Origin of the sequence: Streptomyces sp. TN58 (assembly GCF_001941845.1) — a bacterium.
GTDB lineage: Bacteria > Actinomycetota > Actinomycetes > Streptomycetales > Streptomycetaceae > Streptomyces.
Genome location: NZ_CP018870.1, coordinates 1,647,505 through 1,662,846 on the forward strand (window position 1 = coordinate 1,647,505; position 15,342 = coordinate 1,662,846).

Consider the following 15,342-nt stretch of genomic DNA (forward strand, 5'->3'; position numbering starts at 1 on the left):
CGGAGCCCGTGAGGCGCAGCCGGGGGCACGGCGGGCGCATGAACTTTGGCCGTGCCCCTGACAAGCGCTGTCGGGAGTGTCCTGTCGTCGGTTACCGGTCGCAAGAGCGGCTTTCGGCCTCGGCGCGCACCGCTTCACCGCGGGGTGCGGTGGTGTGCGGGGCGGCGTCCCGGGCCGGGGAAGGGGTCCGCGAGGGCGCGGTCGGACGGCGCGGCGGAAGCCGGCGGGGGTCCGAGGTGGTCGCGCCCCGCGCCCGGGATATGCCGGCCACCGTACGGAGGAAGGGGCGCCCGGACGGCACGGGGAGGGGGCCGCCGGGTGTCACCGGGCGGGTGGGGCCGGGCGGACCCGGAACGGCCGGAATTCGACCTTCCGGGTGGGGGGCGGGTCGGTGGCCGCCTCCCGGTGCGAAAGGACCGTACGGGCCGGAACCGGTCGCGGGCCCGCGCCGCGCCGGGTCGGCCGGGCCGCGTGCGGATCGTCTGCGTCATCGCTCATCCCGCTCAGCCCTTCCACACGCGTCCGGACGGGAATCCCCGCATACGCCGTCCGGGCGCGTGGAACTGACGCGGACTCAGTCGCAGCAGCAGCCGCAGTTGCAGTCGCAGCAGCCGCCGTCGCCACCGCCGCCGCCGGAGCCGCCCTCGGAACCGCCGGTCGGCGAGGAGTTCGGCCGGCAGCAGTCGCAGCACTCGCAGGCGTCGCACCACGGGTCCCGCTTCTTGCGCGACCAGGGGCCCTCGTGCTCGGTGCAGCAGATCTGGCAGGTGCAGAAGAGCCCGATGGCCACGGCGCAGCCGGCCAGCAGGCCACGGCGGGGCCGCTGCGGGTGCTGACCGCCGCCGAAGCCGCCGCCACCGAAACCGCCGCCCCCGCCACCGAAACCGCCGCCTCCGCCGCCGTACCCGCTGCCGCCACCCGGGGCCTGCGGGGTGTTCGCAGCGTGCGGACCGGCGCCGTAGGGGGTGCCGCCGCTGTGGCCGTAGGGGTTCTGGGCGTACGGGTTCTGCTCGTACGGGTTCGAGCCGTACGGGTTCTGGCCCTGTCCGGCCGAGGCGGTGGCCGTGTGGCCGCAGCTCATGGTCCCGAAGGCGCGGTCGACCGAGGTGCGCAGTTCGTGCACCAGCAGCTGGTGGGCGAGCCCCGCGTCGGCGAACTCGACCTCGCCCAGCGCCAGCCTGATGCCGTGGAGGGCGTCGTCGCAGAGCCTGCGGGCCTCGGCGCGCGAGGTACCGGTGGCGATGAGCGGGTTCCAGGCACCCGCCTCGGCGTCGGCGGCCTGGTCCTCGACCGCGTCCAGCAGGTGCGCGAGCCGTCCGAAGTAGCGGCCCGCCTCGGCGAGCGCGGGGGCGTTGCCCGGCCGTCCGGCGAGTTGCGCGGTGTGCGCGAAGGCGGCGGCCGTCGCGGTCTCCGTCGGCTCGGTCACCACGAGCACCGGGGTGCCGGGGCCGGCCAGGGTCTCGATGCCCGCCTGCCGGTCCACGGCGTCCACGAGCACCGCGGTGTCGAAGCCGAGCGAGGCGCCGGTGCGCGCACCGGCGCGGTCCCAGCCGCGGGCGACCTTGCGCGCGGCCAGGGCGATGGGGGCGCGGGCCAACAGGCCGTCCCGGTCCGCCACGTGGTCGCGGACCTTCGCGGAGGCCAGGACGAGGGAGACGGCGGCGGCGAGCCTGGCCCCCTCCCCCTTGGCGACGGCGGCGGTGCGCATCCCGCGCAGCGGGCAGGGGCCGGCGGTGCGCCGGGAGCCGGGTGCGGGACCGGCCTGAGCCTCCGTCAGAACAGAGACCAGCAGACCGTCATAGTTCGTGACGATCCGGGCGAACTGCCCGTGGTCTCCCCGAAGTGCCAGGCACAGCCCGCACAGATGGGCCATCCACTCCGCCTTGAACCGCTCTCCGAGCCGGTGCGTGCAAGGTCTGACTATGCCGAACAAGCTGCTTCCCCCGTGTGTCGTACGCGTGCCTGCCCGGCATCGTATCGACCCGTTTCCGTCACCCGTACGTCCCCGTCGCCCACCCGTACGGCGGCGGCGGTCGTATTTTCACTCAGTCAGCAGCGGTAGGGACCAGGATCCTTGACCGTGCAACGGATGTTCTGCACCAGTACCGTCACGAAACCACTGCGCGGCGACTATCCACTTGGCGCGTTGTCAGCATCATGGACGAGCATAGGGGCAGCGGAGAGAAGACAGACTGACCGCGGTGAAAGGAGGCAGTCCATGGGTTCGGTGCGCAAGGCGAGTGCCTGGCTGGGTCTCGTGGAGGACAGCGACGACGAGCGCTACTACGACGATGACTACGCGGAGGCCGCCCACGGTTCCGTCGCGGGCCCCGGTGACCAGTGGGTGACCGACCCCCGCGTCAAGGTGGCCTCCGAGTCGGCCGTCGAGCACGGCCGCCGGATCGCGACGGTCACCCCGGACGGCTTCCGCGACGCGCGCGGCATCGGCGAGCTGTTCCGCGACGGTGTCCCCGTGATCGTGAACCTGTCCTCGATGGACCCGACCGACGCGAAGCGCGTCGTCGACTTCGCGGCCGGCCTGACCTTCGGGCTGCGCGGTTCGATCGAGCGGGTGGCGACCAGGGTCTTCCTGCTGACCCCGGCCGACACCCAGATCGTGAGCGGTGAGCCCGGCGGCCGCTCACGCGACTTCTTCAACCAGAGCTGAGCGGGGCTCTCACCGGAAGGCGTCCAGCCCGGTGAGCGCCTTGCCCAGCACCAGCTGGTGCATCTCGACGGTGCCCTCGTAGGTGAGGACCGATTCGAGGTTGGTGGCGTGCCGCATGACGGGGTATTCGAGAGAGATCCCGTTGGCGCCGAGGACGGTCCGCGCGGTGCGGCAGATCTCGATGGCCTCGCGGACGTTGTTGAGCTTGCCGAAGCTGATCTGCTCCGGACGCAGGGTGCCCGCGTCCATCCGCCGGCCCAGGTGGTGGGCGAGCAGGATGCCCTTGTGGAGTTCGAGGGCCATGTCCGCGAGCTTGGCCTGGGTGAGCTGGAAGCCGCCGATCGGCTTGCCGAACTGCTCCCGCGTCCTGGCGTAGTCGAGCGCGGCCTCGAAACTGGCCCGCGCCGCGCCCATGGATCCCCAGATGATCCCGTACCGCGCGTGGCTGAGACAGCCGAGCGGACCCTTGAGCCCGGTGACGAGCGGCAGCACCGCGTCGGCGGGCAGCCGTACGTCGTCCATGACCAGCTCGCTGGTGACGCTGGCCCGCAGCGACCACTTGTGCTTGATCTCCGGCGCGGAGAAGCCGGGCGTGTCGGTGGGCACGGCGAAGCCGCGGATACCGTCGTCGGTCTGCGCCCACACCACGGCCACCGCCGCGACGGAGCCGTTGGTGATCCACATCTTGCGGCCGTTCAGCACCCAGTCGGCGCCGTCGCGCTTGGCGTAGGTCCGCATCGCCGCCGGGTCCGACCCCACGTCGGGCTCGGTCAGTCCGAAGCAGCCGATGAGCTCGCCCGCGGCCATGCCGGGCAGCCAGCGCTGCTTCTGCTCCTCGGAGCCGTACTTCCAGATCGCGTACATGGCCAGCGAGCCCTGCACCGAGACCAGCGACCGGATCCCGGAGTCGGCGGCCTCAAGCTCCAGGCAGGCCAGGCCGTACTGCACGGCGCTGGCACCCGCGCAGCCGTACCCCTCCAGGGACATCCCGAGCGCCCCGATGGCGCCGAGTTCGCGCGCCAGTTCCCGGATCGCGGGCAGCTCGCCGCTCTCGTACCACTGGGCGATGTTCGGCAGCACCCGGTCCGCGGCCCAGCCGCGGACAGTGTCCCGGACCGCGAGGTCCTCGGGCCCGAGGAGCTCGTCGAGCCCGAGCGGATCGGTGGGTACGAAGGACACGGGGCCTCCCGGCGGCCTGAGCGGAACCTGGCGGCGCACGGCGTGCGCCCACCCGAAGCTATGGGTCCGCGGCGGGCAAATCCAGCCCTACTTTCCGGCGCCGGCCTGCTCCACCGCGGCCGGCCGCGCGGCCTCGCCCTTCGCCTGCGCGGGCAACCGCACCGGTTCGGCGTCGCCGGAGACCCCGCAGTCCATCACCCGCGGCAGCTTCAGCGCCATCACGGCCCCCGCGAACAGCAGCCCCGCGCTCACCAGCAGCGTGACGTGCAGCCCGTGCACGAAGGCGTGCCGGGCCGCCGCGTACAGCGATTCCCCGGCCGGGCCGCCGAGGCCCGCCGCGATCTGGTAGGCCTCGCCCAGGGAGTTCGCCGCACCCGCCGAGTCCGCCGCCGAGACCCCCGGCACCGACACCAGCCCCGGCCGGTACGCCGCGTTCATCACGCTGCCCAGCAGCGCGATGCCGATGCCCGCGCCCAGCTGGTAGGAGGTCTCGCCGATCGAGGCCGCCCCGCCGGCGGTCTCGGCCGGGGCCTCGCTCAGCATCGACTCGTACGCGGCGAACAGCGTGGTCTGCAGTCCGAAGCCGAGCAGGACGAAGCCTGCGGTCAGCAGCACCGGCCGGTCCTGCTGGCCCATCAGCGTCAGCAGCAGCACGGCGAGGGCCGTCAGTACGAAGCCCAGCGAGACCATGGTGCGCGGCCCGACCCGGGCCAGGGTGTAGGAGCCGGTGGCGCCCGCGGCCATGGCGGCGAAGGTCAGCGGCAGCAGCCGCAGGCCGGTCTCCAGCGGGCTGAGGTGCAGCACGAGCTGCAGGTACTGGACGGCGATCAGCTCCAGCCCGACCAGCGCGAGCATGGCGAGCACGATGCAGGCGACCGAGGTGGAGAAGGCCGCCCGCGAGAACATCCGCATGTCGATCAGCGGGTGGTCGCGCCGCTTCTGCCGGCGCACGAACAGCACCAGGAGGGCCGCGCCGAGCAGCAGCGGGACCAGCGCCCCGGCGTCGAGGAGGTGCCGTTCGGCGCCGATCCGCTTGATCCCGAGGACCGAGCCGAGCACGCCGGCGGCGGCCATCAGGGCGCCGAGCACGTCCCACGGCCCGTCCGCGGAGCCGCGCGACTCCGGCAGCAGCCAGCGGCCGAGCGGCAGGATCAGTGCCATGAGCGGGATGTTGATGAGGAAGACCGAGCCCCACCAGAAGTGCTCGATCAGGAAGCCGCCGAGGACGGGGCCGCTGGCGGCGCCGATCGCGGCGACGGCGGTCCAGATGCCGATGGCGAGGGCCCGCTCGCGCCGGTCGGGGAAGACCTGGCGCAGGATCGACAGGGTGGCCGGCATGATCATCGCGCCGCCGATGCCGAGCAGGGCGCGCGCGAGGATGAGGACCTGGGCGCTGTCGGCGAGGGCGGCCGTCGCGGAGGCCGCGCCGAAGAGTCCGTAGCCGAGGAGGAGCACGCGGCGGCGGCCGACCCGGTCACCGAGGGTGCCGAAGAGGATCAGCAGCGAGGCGCAGACCAGCGGGTAGGCGTCGACGATCCAGAGGAGCTCGATCGGGCCGGGCCGAAGGTCCTCGGTGACCGACGGGACCGCGACGTGCAGGATCGTCGCGTCGAGCGCGACGAGGACCAGGCTGACGCAGAGAACCGCCAGGACGACCCAGCGGTTGGCGCCGCCGGAGACCGCGCCCAGCCGCTGCCAGGGCGAAGGGGTCCCGGCCGCGGCCGCGTTCGTCCCCGCCATGCATGTACCTCCCAGGTGATCCCTCGCGCTCGGCGGACCAGCGTCTTGATGGAGCCGCGAGGGGTCGTGCGCTGTGCGGCGTCCAACGGGGTCCGGCATCGACACGCGAGTGAACGGTCAGCGTACGCGAGTTCGTGTGGCCGCCACGTGGCCAAGCTCTCATCCCGGCGGCGCCCCCCGTGTGGCGTGCGCCACTCCCCCTCCACGGAATCCTCCCCCGCGTACGCGCCCGCTCACGCTCCGTCGTCCTCGGCGCCGGCCCCGGTCGGGCGCCACCGATAATCATGCCCGTGGAAGATCTTGCGTTTCGCCGGGCCGCGCCCGCGCTGGCCGTCTTCGCGGCGGTCCGGCTGCTCGGGCTGACCGTGCTCTCCGTGTGGTGCGCGGTGGCGGGCAGCAGCCCGCACACCCTGCTGTCGGCCCGCTGGGACTCGCTCTGGTACGCCCGCATCGCCGCCGAGGGGTACGGCTACGAGATCGTCCTGCCCGACGGGGACGTCCACTCGAACCTGGCGTTCTTCCCGCTGCTGCCGTGGCTGGAGCGGGCGGTGTCGGCGGTGACCGGGTTCTCGTACGGCTCGGCGGGCCTGGTGGTGTCGCTGCTCGCCGGGCTCGCGGCGGCGTGGGGGATCTTCGCGGTGGCCGACCTGCTCCACGGCCGGCGGACGGGTGTGTTCGCCGTCGCCGTCTGGGCGGCGCTGCCGGTCGGGATCGTGCAGTCCATGGCGTACAGCGAGGCGCTGTTCACGGCGCTGGCCGCGTGGGCGCTGTACGGGGCCCTGCGCGGCCGGTGGCTGACGGCGGGCCTGCTCGCGGCGGGGGCGGGCCTGACCCGCCCGGTCGGCGCGGCGGTCGTCGCGGCGGTGTGGGTGGCCGCCGTCCTGGCCTGGCGGCGCGGGGAGCGGTCGTGGCGGATGGCCGCGGGAGTGCTGCTGGCTCCGGCGGGCGCGGCCGCGTACGTGCTGTGGGTGGGGGCGCGCACGGGCGGCGGTCTGCTCGGGTACCTGGACGTGCAGGCCGGCTGGGGCAACGGCTTCGACGGCGGCTGGGCCTTCGCCCGCTTCGTGGGGGCGAAGCTGGCTTCGCCGGCCTGGCCGGCCGGGCTGGGGCTGGTCGCCGGGGTCGCCCTGGTGCTGTGGCTGTACGCGGCGTGCGTACGGCAGCGGCAGCCGGCTCCGCTGCTGGTGTACTGCGGGATCGTCGTGGCGCTCGCGCTGTGCGCGTCCGGGTACTTCGGCTCCAAGCCGCGGCTGCTGCTGCCCGCCTTCCCGCTGATGCTGGTGCCGGCGGTGGCGCTCGCCCGGTGGCGGACCCGGCGGGCGGCCTGGGTGCTGGGCGCGGCCGCCCTGGCCTCGGCGGTGTACGGGGCGTTCTGGCTGAACGGCTCGGGCCCTCCGTAGCGGTGCCCGGCCGGGCGGACCGGATCGGTAAAGACCTGCGGCAATAAAGTCCGAATAAGCGGCCGTGGCAATTATCGGACACCGGATCGAGATGGATCCAACGCCTGCCGGAATACCGGGAATTAGGGTCAGCGTGAGACCAACTCCACATCACATGGTCATCACAAAGCCCGCGATTCGCCCGGGCTGAGCAGCGTCGCGCGGTAACGTCGATTGAGTGCGTACCGACCAAATCCTGACCCGTCTGGAGCGGGTCTTCGCCCGGCTCGACCGGGAACCAGAGCGACCGGCTCATCTGCAGACCCCGCAGATGAGCCGGCACCGCGTCGTACTCCTGGGCTCGACCCTCGCGTTCTACCTCGCCATCGTGGTGGCCGTGCTGACCACGTCCTGGCTGGTCCGCCTCGACTGGCAGATCATGTTCTTCCGGCCGTACGAGCAGTGGCCGCAGCTGCACGCCTTCCTCGACTACCTGGTCGTCCTCGGCCAGCGCGGGCCCACCGCGGTCATGGTCGCCGCGTGGCTCGGCTGGCGCTCGTGGCGCCAGCACACCCTCCGCCCGCTGATCACCCTCGGGGTTGCGCTGCTGCTGCTCAACGTCACCGTCGGGTCGGTGAAGCTGGGCCTGGGCCGGCTCGGCCCGCACTACGCCACCGAGATCGGCTCGGCCGAACTCTTCGCGGGCGGCGATATATTCCCTTCCGGCCACACCGCCAACGCCGTCGTGACCTGGGGAATCCTGGCGTACCTGGCCTCCACCGTGGTCACCCGGCGGGTGCTGTCCGTGGTGTCCGCGGTCGTCTCGCTGAGCGTCGGCGCCACCACGGTGTACCTCGGCACGCACTGGGTCAGCGACGTCCTGCTCGGCTGGTCCGCGGGTCTGCTGATCCTGCTGGCCCTCCCCTGGTTCGAGCCGCTCATCGCACGGACCGAGGCATACGTCTTCGACCTGCGCGAGATGCTGCGCCGGCGGGCCGAGACCGGGCGGATGCCCGCCCCGGTCGTCTCCGCGCTCACCCCGCTGCTCTCCGCGGGCGGCAAGTGGCAGCTGAAGCCCGTGACGGCGCCCGCCGAGGGGCCGTCCGCGGCGCCCGCCGCGGCCACGCCGGCCGGCGCTGCCACGGGCCACGCCCCGGCCCACCGTACGGTCGTGCACCCCGCCGGCCGGCCGCACCTGATCCGCTCCGAGCGGACCCCGGTCACCCCGGTCGGCAGCCGCCGTCCCACGCACACGGCGCACACCGAGCGGGCCGGAACCCGCGGCACGGCGGCCCGTCCGGTGGCCGGCGGCTGACGGCCAACGCGGGGGCGGTACGCACCACCCACCCCCGCGCCGCGAAGGCGGGCCGGGTCATCGACCCGGCCCGCCTTCGGCGTTCGTCAGCGCCACGCCCGGACGTTCGTCCGTCCCGGGTCACGCTTGTGTCACAGAATATCTACAGTCGCCTTTTGCCCGCGGAAGGGCGACACGCCCGGGGCGGGGACGCATTCGAATTCCCGTCGAGAATCACGGAATTGCCGCTGCGTATTTCCTCGGACACCGTGGACCGAACCGGCTGAATCCCCCTCAGGTCCACTACATTTCCTTCACTTCTCCGGCCCCACGGCCCGCCCGTCCGATCCGCGAGCGGGGGCGGCTCGACCACTTCGAACTCACAGCCGAGCAGCATGATGCGAATCACCGGAACGTCAGGTTTCAAGGCGCCCGGCGCCACGCGCCCGTCGGGGTCACGGGACGGTCCTTGGGGCGTCCGCGGGGGCGGGGACCGGCTTCGCCGCCGCTGCGGGCTCCGGCTTCGGCTTCGGCTCCGGCTCCGGCTTCGGCTCCGGCTCCGGGAGGAGCAGCAGCGTGCCCACCGCGATCGCCTCCGGCTTCGGCCCGATCGTCTCCCGGTTGGCCTCGTACAGCGCCTGCCAACCGCCCTCCACCCGGCGCCCGCGGGCGATCGTGACCAGCGTGTCCCCGCTCCGGACGGTGTGCATCCGCCCGGCGAGCCCGTACCGCTTGGAGCAGACCGGCCACGCGTTCCAGCCCTGCCCGGCGAGGACCTCCTGCGCCACCCGGATCTGCTGTACCCGCTCCGCCAGGTCGGCCCGGGGCGCGAATGCCAGGCCGCCGTACTCCTCCCAGGTCGGCTGCCGGAACTGCAGCCCGCCGTAGAAGCCGTTGCCGGTGTTGACCGCCCACCGCCCGCTGCTCTCGCAGTCGGCCACGCAGTCCCAGGGCCATTCCCCGCCCGGCCCGCAGTCCCCGGGGCCGCTCCCGATCAGGCCCGGCGACCCGGGGTGGGCGGCCCCGGCCGGCCCCGGCGCGGGCGGCGGCGGTGCCGCGTCCGCCGGGCCCTGGGGGGCTGCGAGCGCCAGCGCGAGGGCCGCGACGGCGGTGCGGGCGGCCCGGGCGGTCCGGAGGTTGGGCATCGGGTCACGCTACGCAGCGCCCCCGCGTGCTCCGCGGCCCGCCACGCGCGGGACACCGCACCCCACCCGGTCGGCCGACTTCACCCCTCCCCCGAAACCGCCACAACCTGGCCACCAACTGCGCACAAGCGGCAAACAGTTGACACAAAACCGAAGCTCCGGTCGCACGGTTCACCCTTCCGGGCGGCCGGTTCGAATCCGTTCCCTCAAATGGCGTGACCCCGGCCGCCGCTCCCGCGTTGTGCCCGGCGAGCCGGGAGCCCCCCGGACCCGCACCTATGCCGAGGAGCACCCCGTGCCGCGCATGCTCGACGTCAGTGATGAGGTACGTGCCGAGATCGGCGACGAAGAAGCCGACAGGCTGCTCGTCGGCGACGACGCGCCGCGCAGTTACGACTGCACCTCCTGCCGCACCCCGGGCGACCCCGAGAACGACCGCACCAGCACGGTGCTGTTCGTCGGCGAGGAGACCGCCGTTCTCGCCTTCGCCCACGCCGCCTGCATCCCCTCGCAGGTCGTCTCCGTCTCCGAGGAGCAGCTCCAGGGCGCGGTCCGCAGCATCACCGGCGACAGCCCGGCCTCCGTGCAGGACGCGGGCGGGGCCGCGCCGCAGAACGTGCCCGGCGGGCAGGCCGTCCTCGGCATCACCAGCGGCCTCGTGCTGATCGGCGGCGAACTGCACCCCGCGCTGGTCGTCGAGCCGACCGCGCCCATCGCCCGCCCGGGCAGCGAAGGCCCCGGCGACGACTTCCTGCCGCTCCTGATCGAGCAGGGCTTCATCCCGGTGACCGACACGGCCGAGCTCCCCACGCTCCTCGGCGGCTGGTCGGTCCTGCTGGCGGCCGGGCAGCTGCACGCGGTGCTCCAGCCCGGTGCCGAAGGCGGCGGCCAGGTCGCATGGTGGCAGGCGCACCAGGCGCTGTCGGTCACCGACGGCTGGCGGGCCGCCGTCCAGAAGACCCAGCGGGTGCTCGTCTACGCCGCGCCGGTCGGCTCCATCGGCCAGCAGCCCCGCGAGGACCTGCTGCGCGACGCGCTGGACAAGGCCGCCGCCGCGGGCAAGCTCGTGGCCGCCGCGATGCCCCTGGCGGGGACGCCCGGCGCCTGATCCCAGCCGGCCCCGAACGGCCGCCCGGCCTCCCGCGAAGGGGGCCGGGCGGCGTGCGCCGGGGGTGTGCGGTCCGTCCCGCACACCCCCGGCGATCTGTGTTTCCGCCCCCGCCACCCCGCATCCGCACGGCGCCGGTTTCGTTGGCTGATACGTGCATCCATACGACTCCTCCCGCGCCCCGTCCTATTCGAGCGCCGTCCCCGCCATGCGTCCCGTGCGGGACCGGGACAGCGCTCCGGCCGTCTCGCACACCCCGATCTACGACACGCTGTACTCGGAGTACCTGCGGGCCTTCCGGGCCCTGCCGGGCGACCGTACGGGCGAGGAGGACCTCGGCTTCACGGCCTTCTCGTACGGCGGCGGCTACACGGTCGGCTCGTACGGCAGCGGCGGCTGGAGCGGTTCCGGGTGGCAGCGGGTCGACAGCTGGCAGCCCTCGTACAGCGCGCAGACCGGTTCGCAGACCTCGTCCGGGGCCTCCTCGCAGGGGCAGTCCCCGTCGCAGGCGCAGCCGCAGTCCCAGCCCGCCTACTCGTACGCGGGGAGCCCCGGATACGCCGACGGGCGGCAGCACCAGACCGGGATGACGCCCATCCCGGCGGCCCTGCCGCCCGCTCCGCGCCGGGGCTACTGACCCCGGACCGCCCTTGCTACTTCTTCTTCTTGTACTGGGCGCCGCGCTTCTCGCGCACCCGCACCGAGATGTGGATCGGGGTGCCCTCGAATCCGAACTCCTCGCGCAGGCGGCGCTCGATGAAGCGCCGGTAGCCGTGCTCCAGGAAGCCGGACGCGAACAGGACGAAGCGCGGCGGCTTGCTCCCCGCCTGGGTACCGAACAGGATGCGGGGCTGCTTGCCGCCGCGGATCGGGTGCGGGTGGGCGGCGACGACCTCGCCGAGGAAGGCGTTGAGCCGGCCGGTGGGGACGCGCGTCTCCCAGCCCGCCAGGGCGGTCTCGATCGCCGGGACCAGCTTCTCCATGTGACGGCCGGTGAGAGCCGAGACGTTCACCCGGGGCGCCCAGGAGACCTGCTGCATCTCGGTCTCGATCTCGCGCTCAAGGTAGTAGCGGCGCTCCTCGTCGAGCTCGTCCCACTTGTTGTAGGCGATCACGATCGCGCGGCCGGCCTCGACGGCCATGGTGATGATGCGCTGGTCCTGGACGCTGATGGTCTCGGTGGTGTCGATCAGGATGACCGCCACCTCCGCCTTCTCCACGGCCGCGGCGGTGCGCAGCGAGGCGTAGTAGTCGGCGCCCTGCTGGAGGTGGACCTTCTTGCGGATGCCGGCGGTGTCGACGAACTTCCAGGTGACGCCACCGAGCTCGATCAGCTCGTCGACCGGGTCCCGGGTGGTGCCGGCCAGCTCGTTGACGACGACCCGGTTCTCCTTCGCGACCTTGTTCAGCAGCGAGGACTTGCCGACGTTCGGACGGCCGATCAGCGCGATGCGGCGCGGACCGCCGGGCGCGACGCCGCCGAAGGTCTGCTCCGGGGCCTCCGGGAGGACGTCGAGGACGGCGTCGAGCATGTCGCCGGTGCCGCGCCCGTGCAGCGAGGAGACGGGGTGCGGCATGCCCAGGCCCAGCGACCACAGGGCCGCCGCGTCGGACTCGCCGCTCTGGCCGTCGACCTTGTTGGCGCACAGGACGACGGGCTTCTTGGCCTTGCGGAGCAGTTTGACGACGGCTTCGTCGCTGTCGGTGGCGCCGACCTTGGCGTCGACGACGAAGACGACCGCGTCGGCGGTCTCGATGGCGTACTCGGCCTGGGCCGCGACGGCGGCGTCGATGCCGAGGACGTCCTGCTCCCAGCCGCCGGTGTCGACGACCTTGAAGCGGCGGCCGGCCCACTCGGCCTCGTAGGTGACGCGGTCGCGGGTGACACCGGGCTTGTCCTCGACTACCGCCTCGCGGCGGCCGATGATGCGGTTCACCAGGGTCGACTTGCCGACGTTGGGCCGGCCCACGACGGCGAGGACGGGCAGCGGGCCGTGGCCCGCCTCCTCGATGGCGCCTTCGACGTCTTCGAGGTCGAAGCCCTCTTCCGCGGCGAGCTCCATGAACTCCGCGTACTCGGCATCGCCAAGTGCTCCGTGGTCGTGCTGGTCGTTCATGAAGTCCGTTCCTCGTCGTTCGTGGTGATCGGTGGTGCCCGCGCAGCGCGGTTCCACTACTGGGTTCAAGTCTCGCTCAGCGCCCGGTCAGGCGCTTGGCGTCGGCCAGGTGGGCGGTCAGCCGGTCCTGGATGCGTACGGTGGCCTGGTCCAGCGCGGTACGGGTGCGGCGGCCGCTGCCGTCCCCTGCGTCGAAGGCCGAGCCGAAGACGACGTCGACCCGGCTCTTGAAGGGCGGCAGCCCCGGGATGAGCCTGCCGCGGTCCTCGGCGCTGCCGAGTACGGCGACGGGCACGATGGGTGCGCCGCTGCGGACCGCGAAGTACGCCAGTCCCGCGCGCAGCGAGGCGAAGTCGCCCTCGCCGCGGCTGCCCTCCGGGAATATCCCGAGGGCCCCGCCCTGGTCGAGGACGGCGAGGGCGCGGCCGACCGCCGCCCGGTCGGCGCCGGAGCGGTCGACCTTGACCTGCCCGATGGTGTCCAGGAACGGGCCGAGCGGGCCCACGTACGCTTCCTTCTTGATCAGGAAGTGCAGGGGGCGGGGCGCCGTGCCCATGACCATGGGGCCGTCTATGTTGTGCGTGTGGTTCACGGCGAGGATGACGGGGCCCGAGGCGGGGACCTTCCAGGCGCCCAGTACGCGCGGCTTCCACAGCCCGTACATGAGGCCGATGCCGATGCGCCTGCCGACCGCCGCACCCTTGAGGGAGGGCGTTCGGCTCACTGGCGGACCGCCCGCTTGTCCTCGACGAGCGTCACGACGCACTCGATCACCTGGTCGAGCGTGAGGTCGGTGGTGTCCACCTCGACGGCGTCGTCCGCCTTGGCCAGCGGTGAGGTCTTGCGGCCGGAGTCGGCGGCGTCGCGCTTGATCAGCGCCGCCTTGGTGGCCGCGAGGTCGGCGGCCTCCTTGCCGCGGAGCTCTCCACTGCGCCGGGCGGCCCGTGCCTCGGCGGATGCCGTCAGGAAGATCTTGAGGTCGGCGTCGGGCAGGACGGTGGTGCCGATGTCCCGGCCCTCTACGACGATCCCGTCCGCGTCCCGGGCCGCCTCGGCGGCGATGGAGCGCTGCAGCTCGGTGATGAGGGTGCGCACCTCGGGGACCGCGCTGACGGCGCTGACCTTGGAGGTGACCTCCTGGGTCCGGATGGGGCCGGCGGCGTCGAGGCCGTCCACGGTGATGGTGGGCGCGGCCGGGTCGGTGCCGGACACGATGGAGGGCTTGCCGGCGGCGACCGCCACGGCCTGCGCGTCGTCGGTGTCGACCCCGTTGGAGATCATCCACCAGGTGATGGCCCGGTACTGGGCACCGGTGTCCAGGTAGCGCAGCCCGAGCTTGGCGGCCACGGCCTTGGAGGTGCTGGACTTGCCCGTGCCGGAGGGACCGTCGATGGCGACGATCACGGCGGACGGAGCGGCGGTTTCCACGGTGCGGGCACCTTCCTGGTTGCGCGTACGTGTCCGGGCGCGGCAAAGCGCCCCTCTCCAAGGTTACCGGGCCCCGGAGCGGTGTACTGCCGATCCCCGGCGCCCCCCGGCCCCGCCCGTGCTCCGCGGCCTCCGTGACCGCCACCTCGCAGGCTCCGCGGCCTCCGCGCTCAGGAGGTGCGCAGCGCCCAGCCCCGTTCCCGCAGCTCGGCGGTGAGCCCGGGCACGGACCTCGGCTCCACCATGAGCTGTACCAGGCCTGCCTGCTGGCCGGTGGCGTGCTCGATCCGCACGTCCTCGATGTTGACCCCGGCGCGGCCCGCGTCCGCGAAGATGCGTGCCAGCTCGCCCGGCTGGTCGCTGATGAGCACGGCCACCGTCTCGTAGACCGCGGGTGCCGCTCCGTGCTTGCCCGGGACCCGCACCCGGCCGGCGTTCCCGCGGCGCAGTACGTCCTCGATGCCGGCGGCTCCGCCGCGCCGCTTTTCGACGTCGGCGGACTGGAGGCTGCGCAGCGCGTCCACGGTCTCCTCCAGGTCGGCGGCGATCCCGGCGAGGACGTCGGCGACCGGTCCCGGGTTCGCCGAGAGGATCTCCACCCACATCCGCGGGTCGGAGGCCGCGATCCGGGTCACGTCGCGGATGCCCTGCCCGCACAGCCGGACGGCCGTCTCGTCGGCCTCTTCCAGGCGGGCGGCGACCATGCTGGAGACGAGCTGCGGGGTGTGCGAGACGAGCGCCACGGCCCGGTCGTGCGCGTCCGCGTCCATCACCACCGGTACGGCCCGGGACAGGGCGACGAGTTCCAGCGCGAGGTTGAGCACCTCGTGGTCGGTGTCCCGGCTGGGGGTGAGCACCCAGGGGCGGCCCTCGAAGAGGTCGGCGGTCGCGGCGAGCGGCCCCGACTGCTCCTTGCCCGCCATCGGGTGCGTTCCGACGTAGGCGGTGGTGTCGACGCCGAGCGCGGCCAGTTCCCGCCGCGGCCCGCCCTTGACGCTGGCGACGTCGACGTAGGCGCGTGCCGCGCCGCGTCCGATCAGGTCGGCCAGGGTGGCGGCCACGTGGGCCGGGGGTACGGCGACGACGGCGAGGTCGACCTGGCCCTGCGGGGGCTCGTCGGTGCCGGCTCCGAGGGCGGCGGCCGTGCGGGCCCGGTCGGGGTCGTGGTCGGCGAGGTGCACGGTGATCCCGCGGGCTGTCAGGGCGAGCGCCGCGGAGGTGCCGATCAGTCCGGTTCCGATGACGACGGCGGTTCTCACGGGGCGCTCCACAGGTGCGTGACGA

General features: G+C 73.4%; 13 protein-coding genes. 5 read left to right on the forward strand and 8 right to left on the reverse strand.

What is annotated here, in order from left to right:
• Nucleotides 1–574: 574 nt before the first annotated feature.
• Nucleotides 575–1,933, reverse strand: a complete 1,359-nt coding sequence (locus BSL84_RS36445; protein ID WP_199838711.1) for a DUF5685 family protein — start codon at nt 1,931–1,933, stop codon at nt 575–577.
• 285 nt (nt 1,934–2,218) lie between these two features.
• On the opposite strand from BSL84_RS36445, the gene BSL84_RS07515 reads away from it, so the two are divergent.
• Nucleotides 2,219–2,668 (forward strand): cell division protein SepF, encoded by a 450-nt coding sequence (locus BSL84_RS07515; protein WP_030030440.1) that lies wholly within the window; start codon nt 2,219–2,221, stop codon nt 2,666–2,668.
• Nucleotides 2,669–2,677: 9 nt separating this feature from the next.
• Here BSL84_RS07515 and BSL84_RS07520 read toward each other — a convergent pair whose 3' ends face one another.
• Both BSL84_RS07520 and BSL84_RS07525 read right to left on the reverse strand, forming a co-directional pair.
• On the reverse strand, nt 2,678–3,847 hold the full coding sequence (locus tag BSL84_RS07520; protein ID WP_075970050.1) for an acyl-CoA dehydrogenase family protein: 1,170 nt from the start codon (nt 3,845–3,847) through the stop codon (nt 2,678–2,680).
• 87 nt (nt 3,848–3,934) lie between these two features.
• Nucleotides 3,935–5,587, reverse strand: coding sequence for an MFS transporter (locus BSL84_RS07525; protein ID WP_107069592.1), 1,653 nt, complete (start codon nt 5,585–5,587; stop codon nt 3,935–3,937).
• A gap of 284 nt (nt 5,588–5,871) precedes the next feature.
• On the opposite strand from BSL84_RS07525, the gene BSL84_RS07530 reads away from it, so the two are divergent.
• Together BSL84_RS07530 and BSL84_RS07535 are read left to right on the forward strand one after the other, a co-directional pair.
• Entirely contained in the window at nt 5,872–6,987 is a 1,116-nt protein-coding gene (locus BSL84_RS07530; RefSeq protein ID WP_075970051.1) for a glycosyltransferase family 39 protein, read from the forward strand.
• Between the two features lie 217 nt (nt 6,988–7,204).
• Nucleotides 7,205–8,281, forward strand: a complete 1,077-nt coding sequence (locus BSL84_RS07535) for a phosphatase PAP2 family protein (RefSeq protein WP_075970052.1) — start codon at nt 7,205–7,207, stop codon at nt 8,279–8,281.
• Between the two features lie 434 nt (nt 8,282–8,715).
• Here the strand turns inward: BSL84_RS07535 and BSL84_RS07540 are convergent, their stop codons facing one another.
• Nucleotides 8,716–9,405, reverse strand: a complete 690-nt coding sequence (locus BSL84_RS07540) for a transglycosylase family protein (RefSeq protein ID WP_075970053.1) — start codon at nt 9,403–9,405, stop codon at nt 8,716–8,718.
• Nucleotides 9,406–9,700: 295 nt separating this feature from the next.
• Here BSL84_RS07540 and BSL84_RS07545 point away from each other — a divergent pair, with 295 nt between their 5' ends.
• Both BSL84_RS07545 and BSL84_RS07550 read left to right on the forward strand, forming a co-directional pair.
• Entirely contained in the window at nt 9,701–10,513 is an 813-nt protein-coding gene (locus BSL84_RS07545) for a hypothetical protein (protein ID WP_045321824.1), read from the forward strand.
• Nucleotides 10,514–10,667: 154 nt separating this feature from the next.
• Entirely contained in the window at nt 10,668–11,150 is a 483-nt protein-coding gene (locus BSL84_RS07550) for a hypothetical protein (protein ID WP_030029840.1), read from the forward strand.
• 16 nt (nt 11,151–11,166) lie between these two features.
• Here the strand turns inward: BSL84_RS07550 and der are convergent, their stop codons facing one another.
• The 4 genes from der to BSL84_RS07570 form a co-directional block, all read right to left on the reverse strand.
• Entirely contained in the window at nt 11,167–12,630 is a 1,464-nt protein-coding gene (gene der / locus BSL84_RS07555) for a ribosome biogenesis GTPase Der (RefSeq protein ID WP_030029838.1), read from the reverse strand.
• Nucleotides 12,631–12,706: 76 nt separating this feature from the next.
• Nucleotides 12,707–13,396: a lysophospholipid acyltransferase family protein gene (locus tag BSL84_RS07560; RefSeq protein WP_030029837.1), complete on the reverse strand. Its 690-nt coding sequence runs from the start codon at nt 13,394–13,396 to the stop codon at nt 12,707–12,709.
• Nucleotides 13,351–14,058, reverse strand: a complete 708-nt coding sequence (cmk, locus tag BSL84_RS07565; RefSeq protein ID WP_045321826.1) for a (d)CMP kinase — start codon at nt 14,056–14,058, stop codon at nt 13,351–13,353. Before cmk ends, BSL84_RS07560 begins: the two co-directional genes overlap by 46 nt.
• 170 nt (nt 14,059–14,228) lie before the next feature.
• Nucleotides 14,229–15,317, reverse strand: a complete 1,089-nt coding sequence (locus BSL84_RS07570; RefSeq protein WP_030029835.1) for a prephenate dehydrogenase — start codon at nt 15,315–15,317, stop codon at nt 14,229–14,231.
• Nucleotides 15,318–15,342 lie beyond the last annotated feature (25 nt).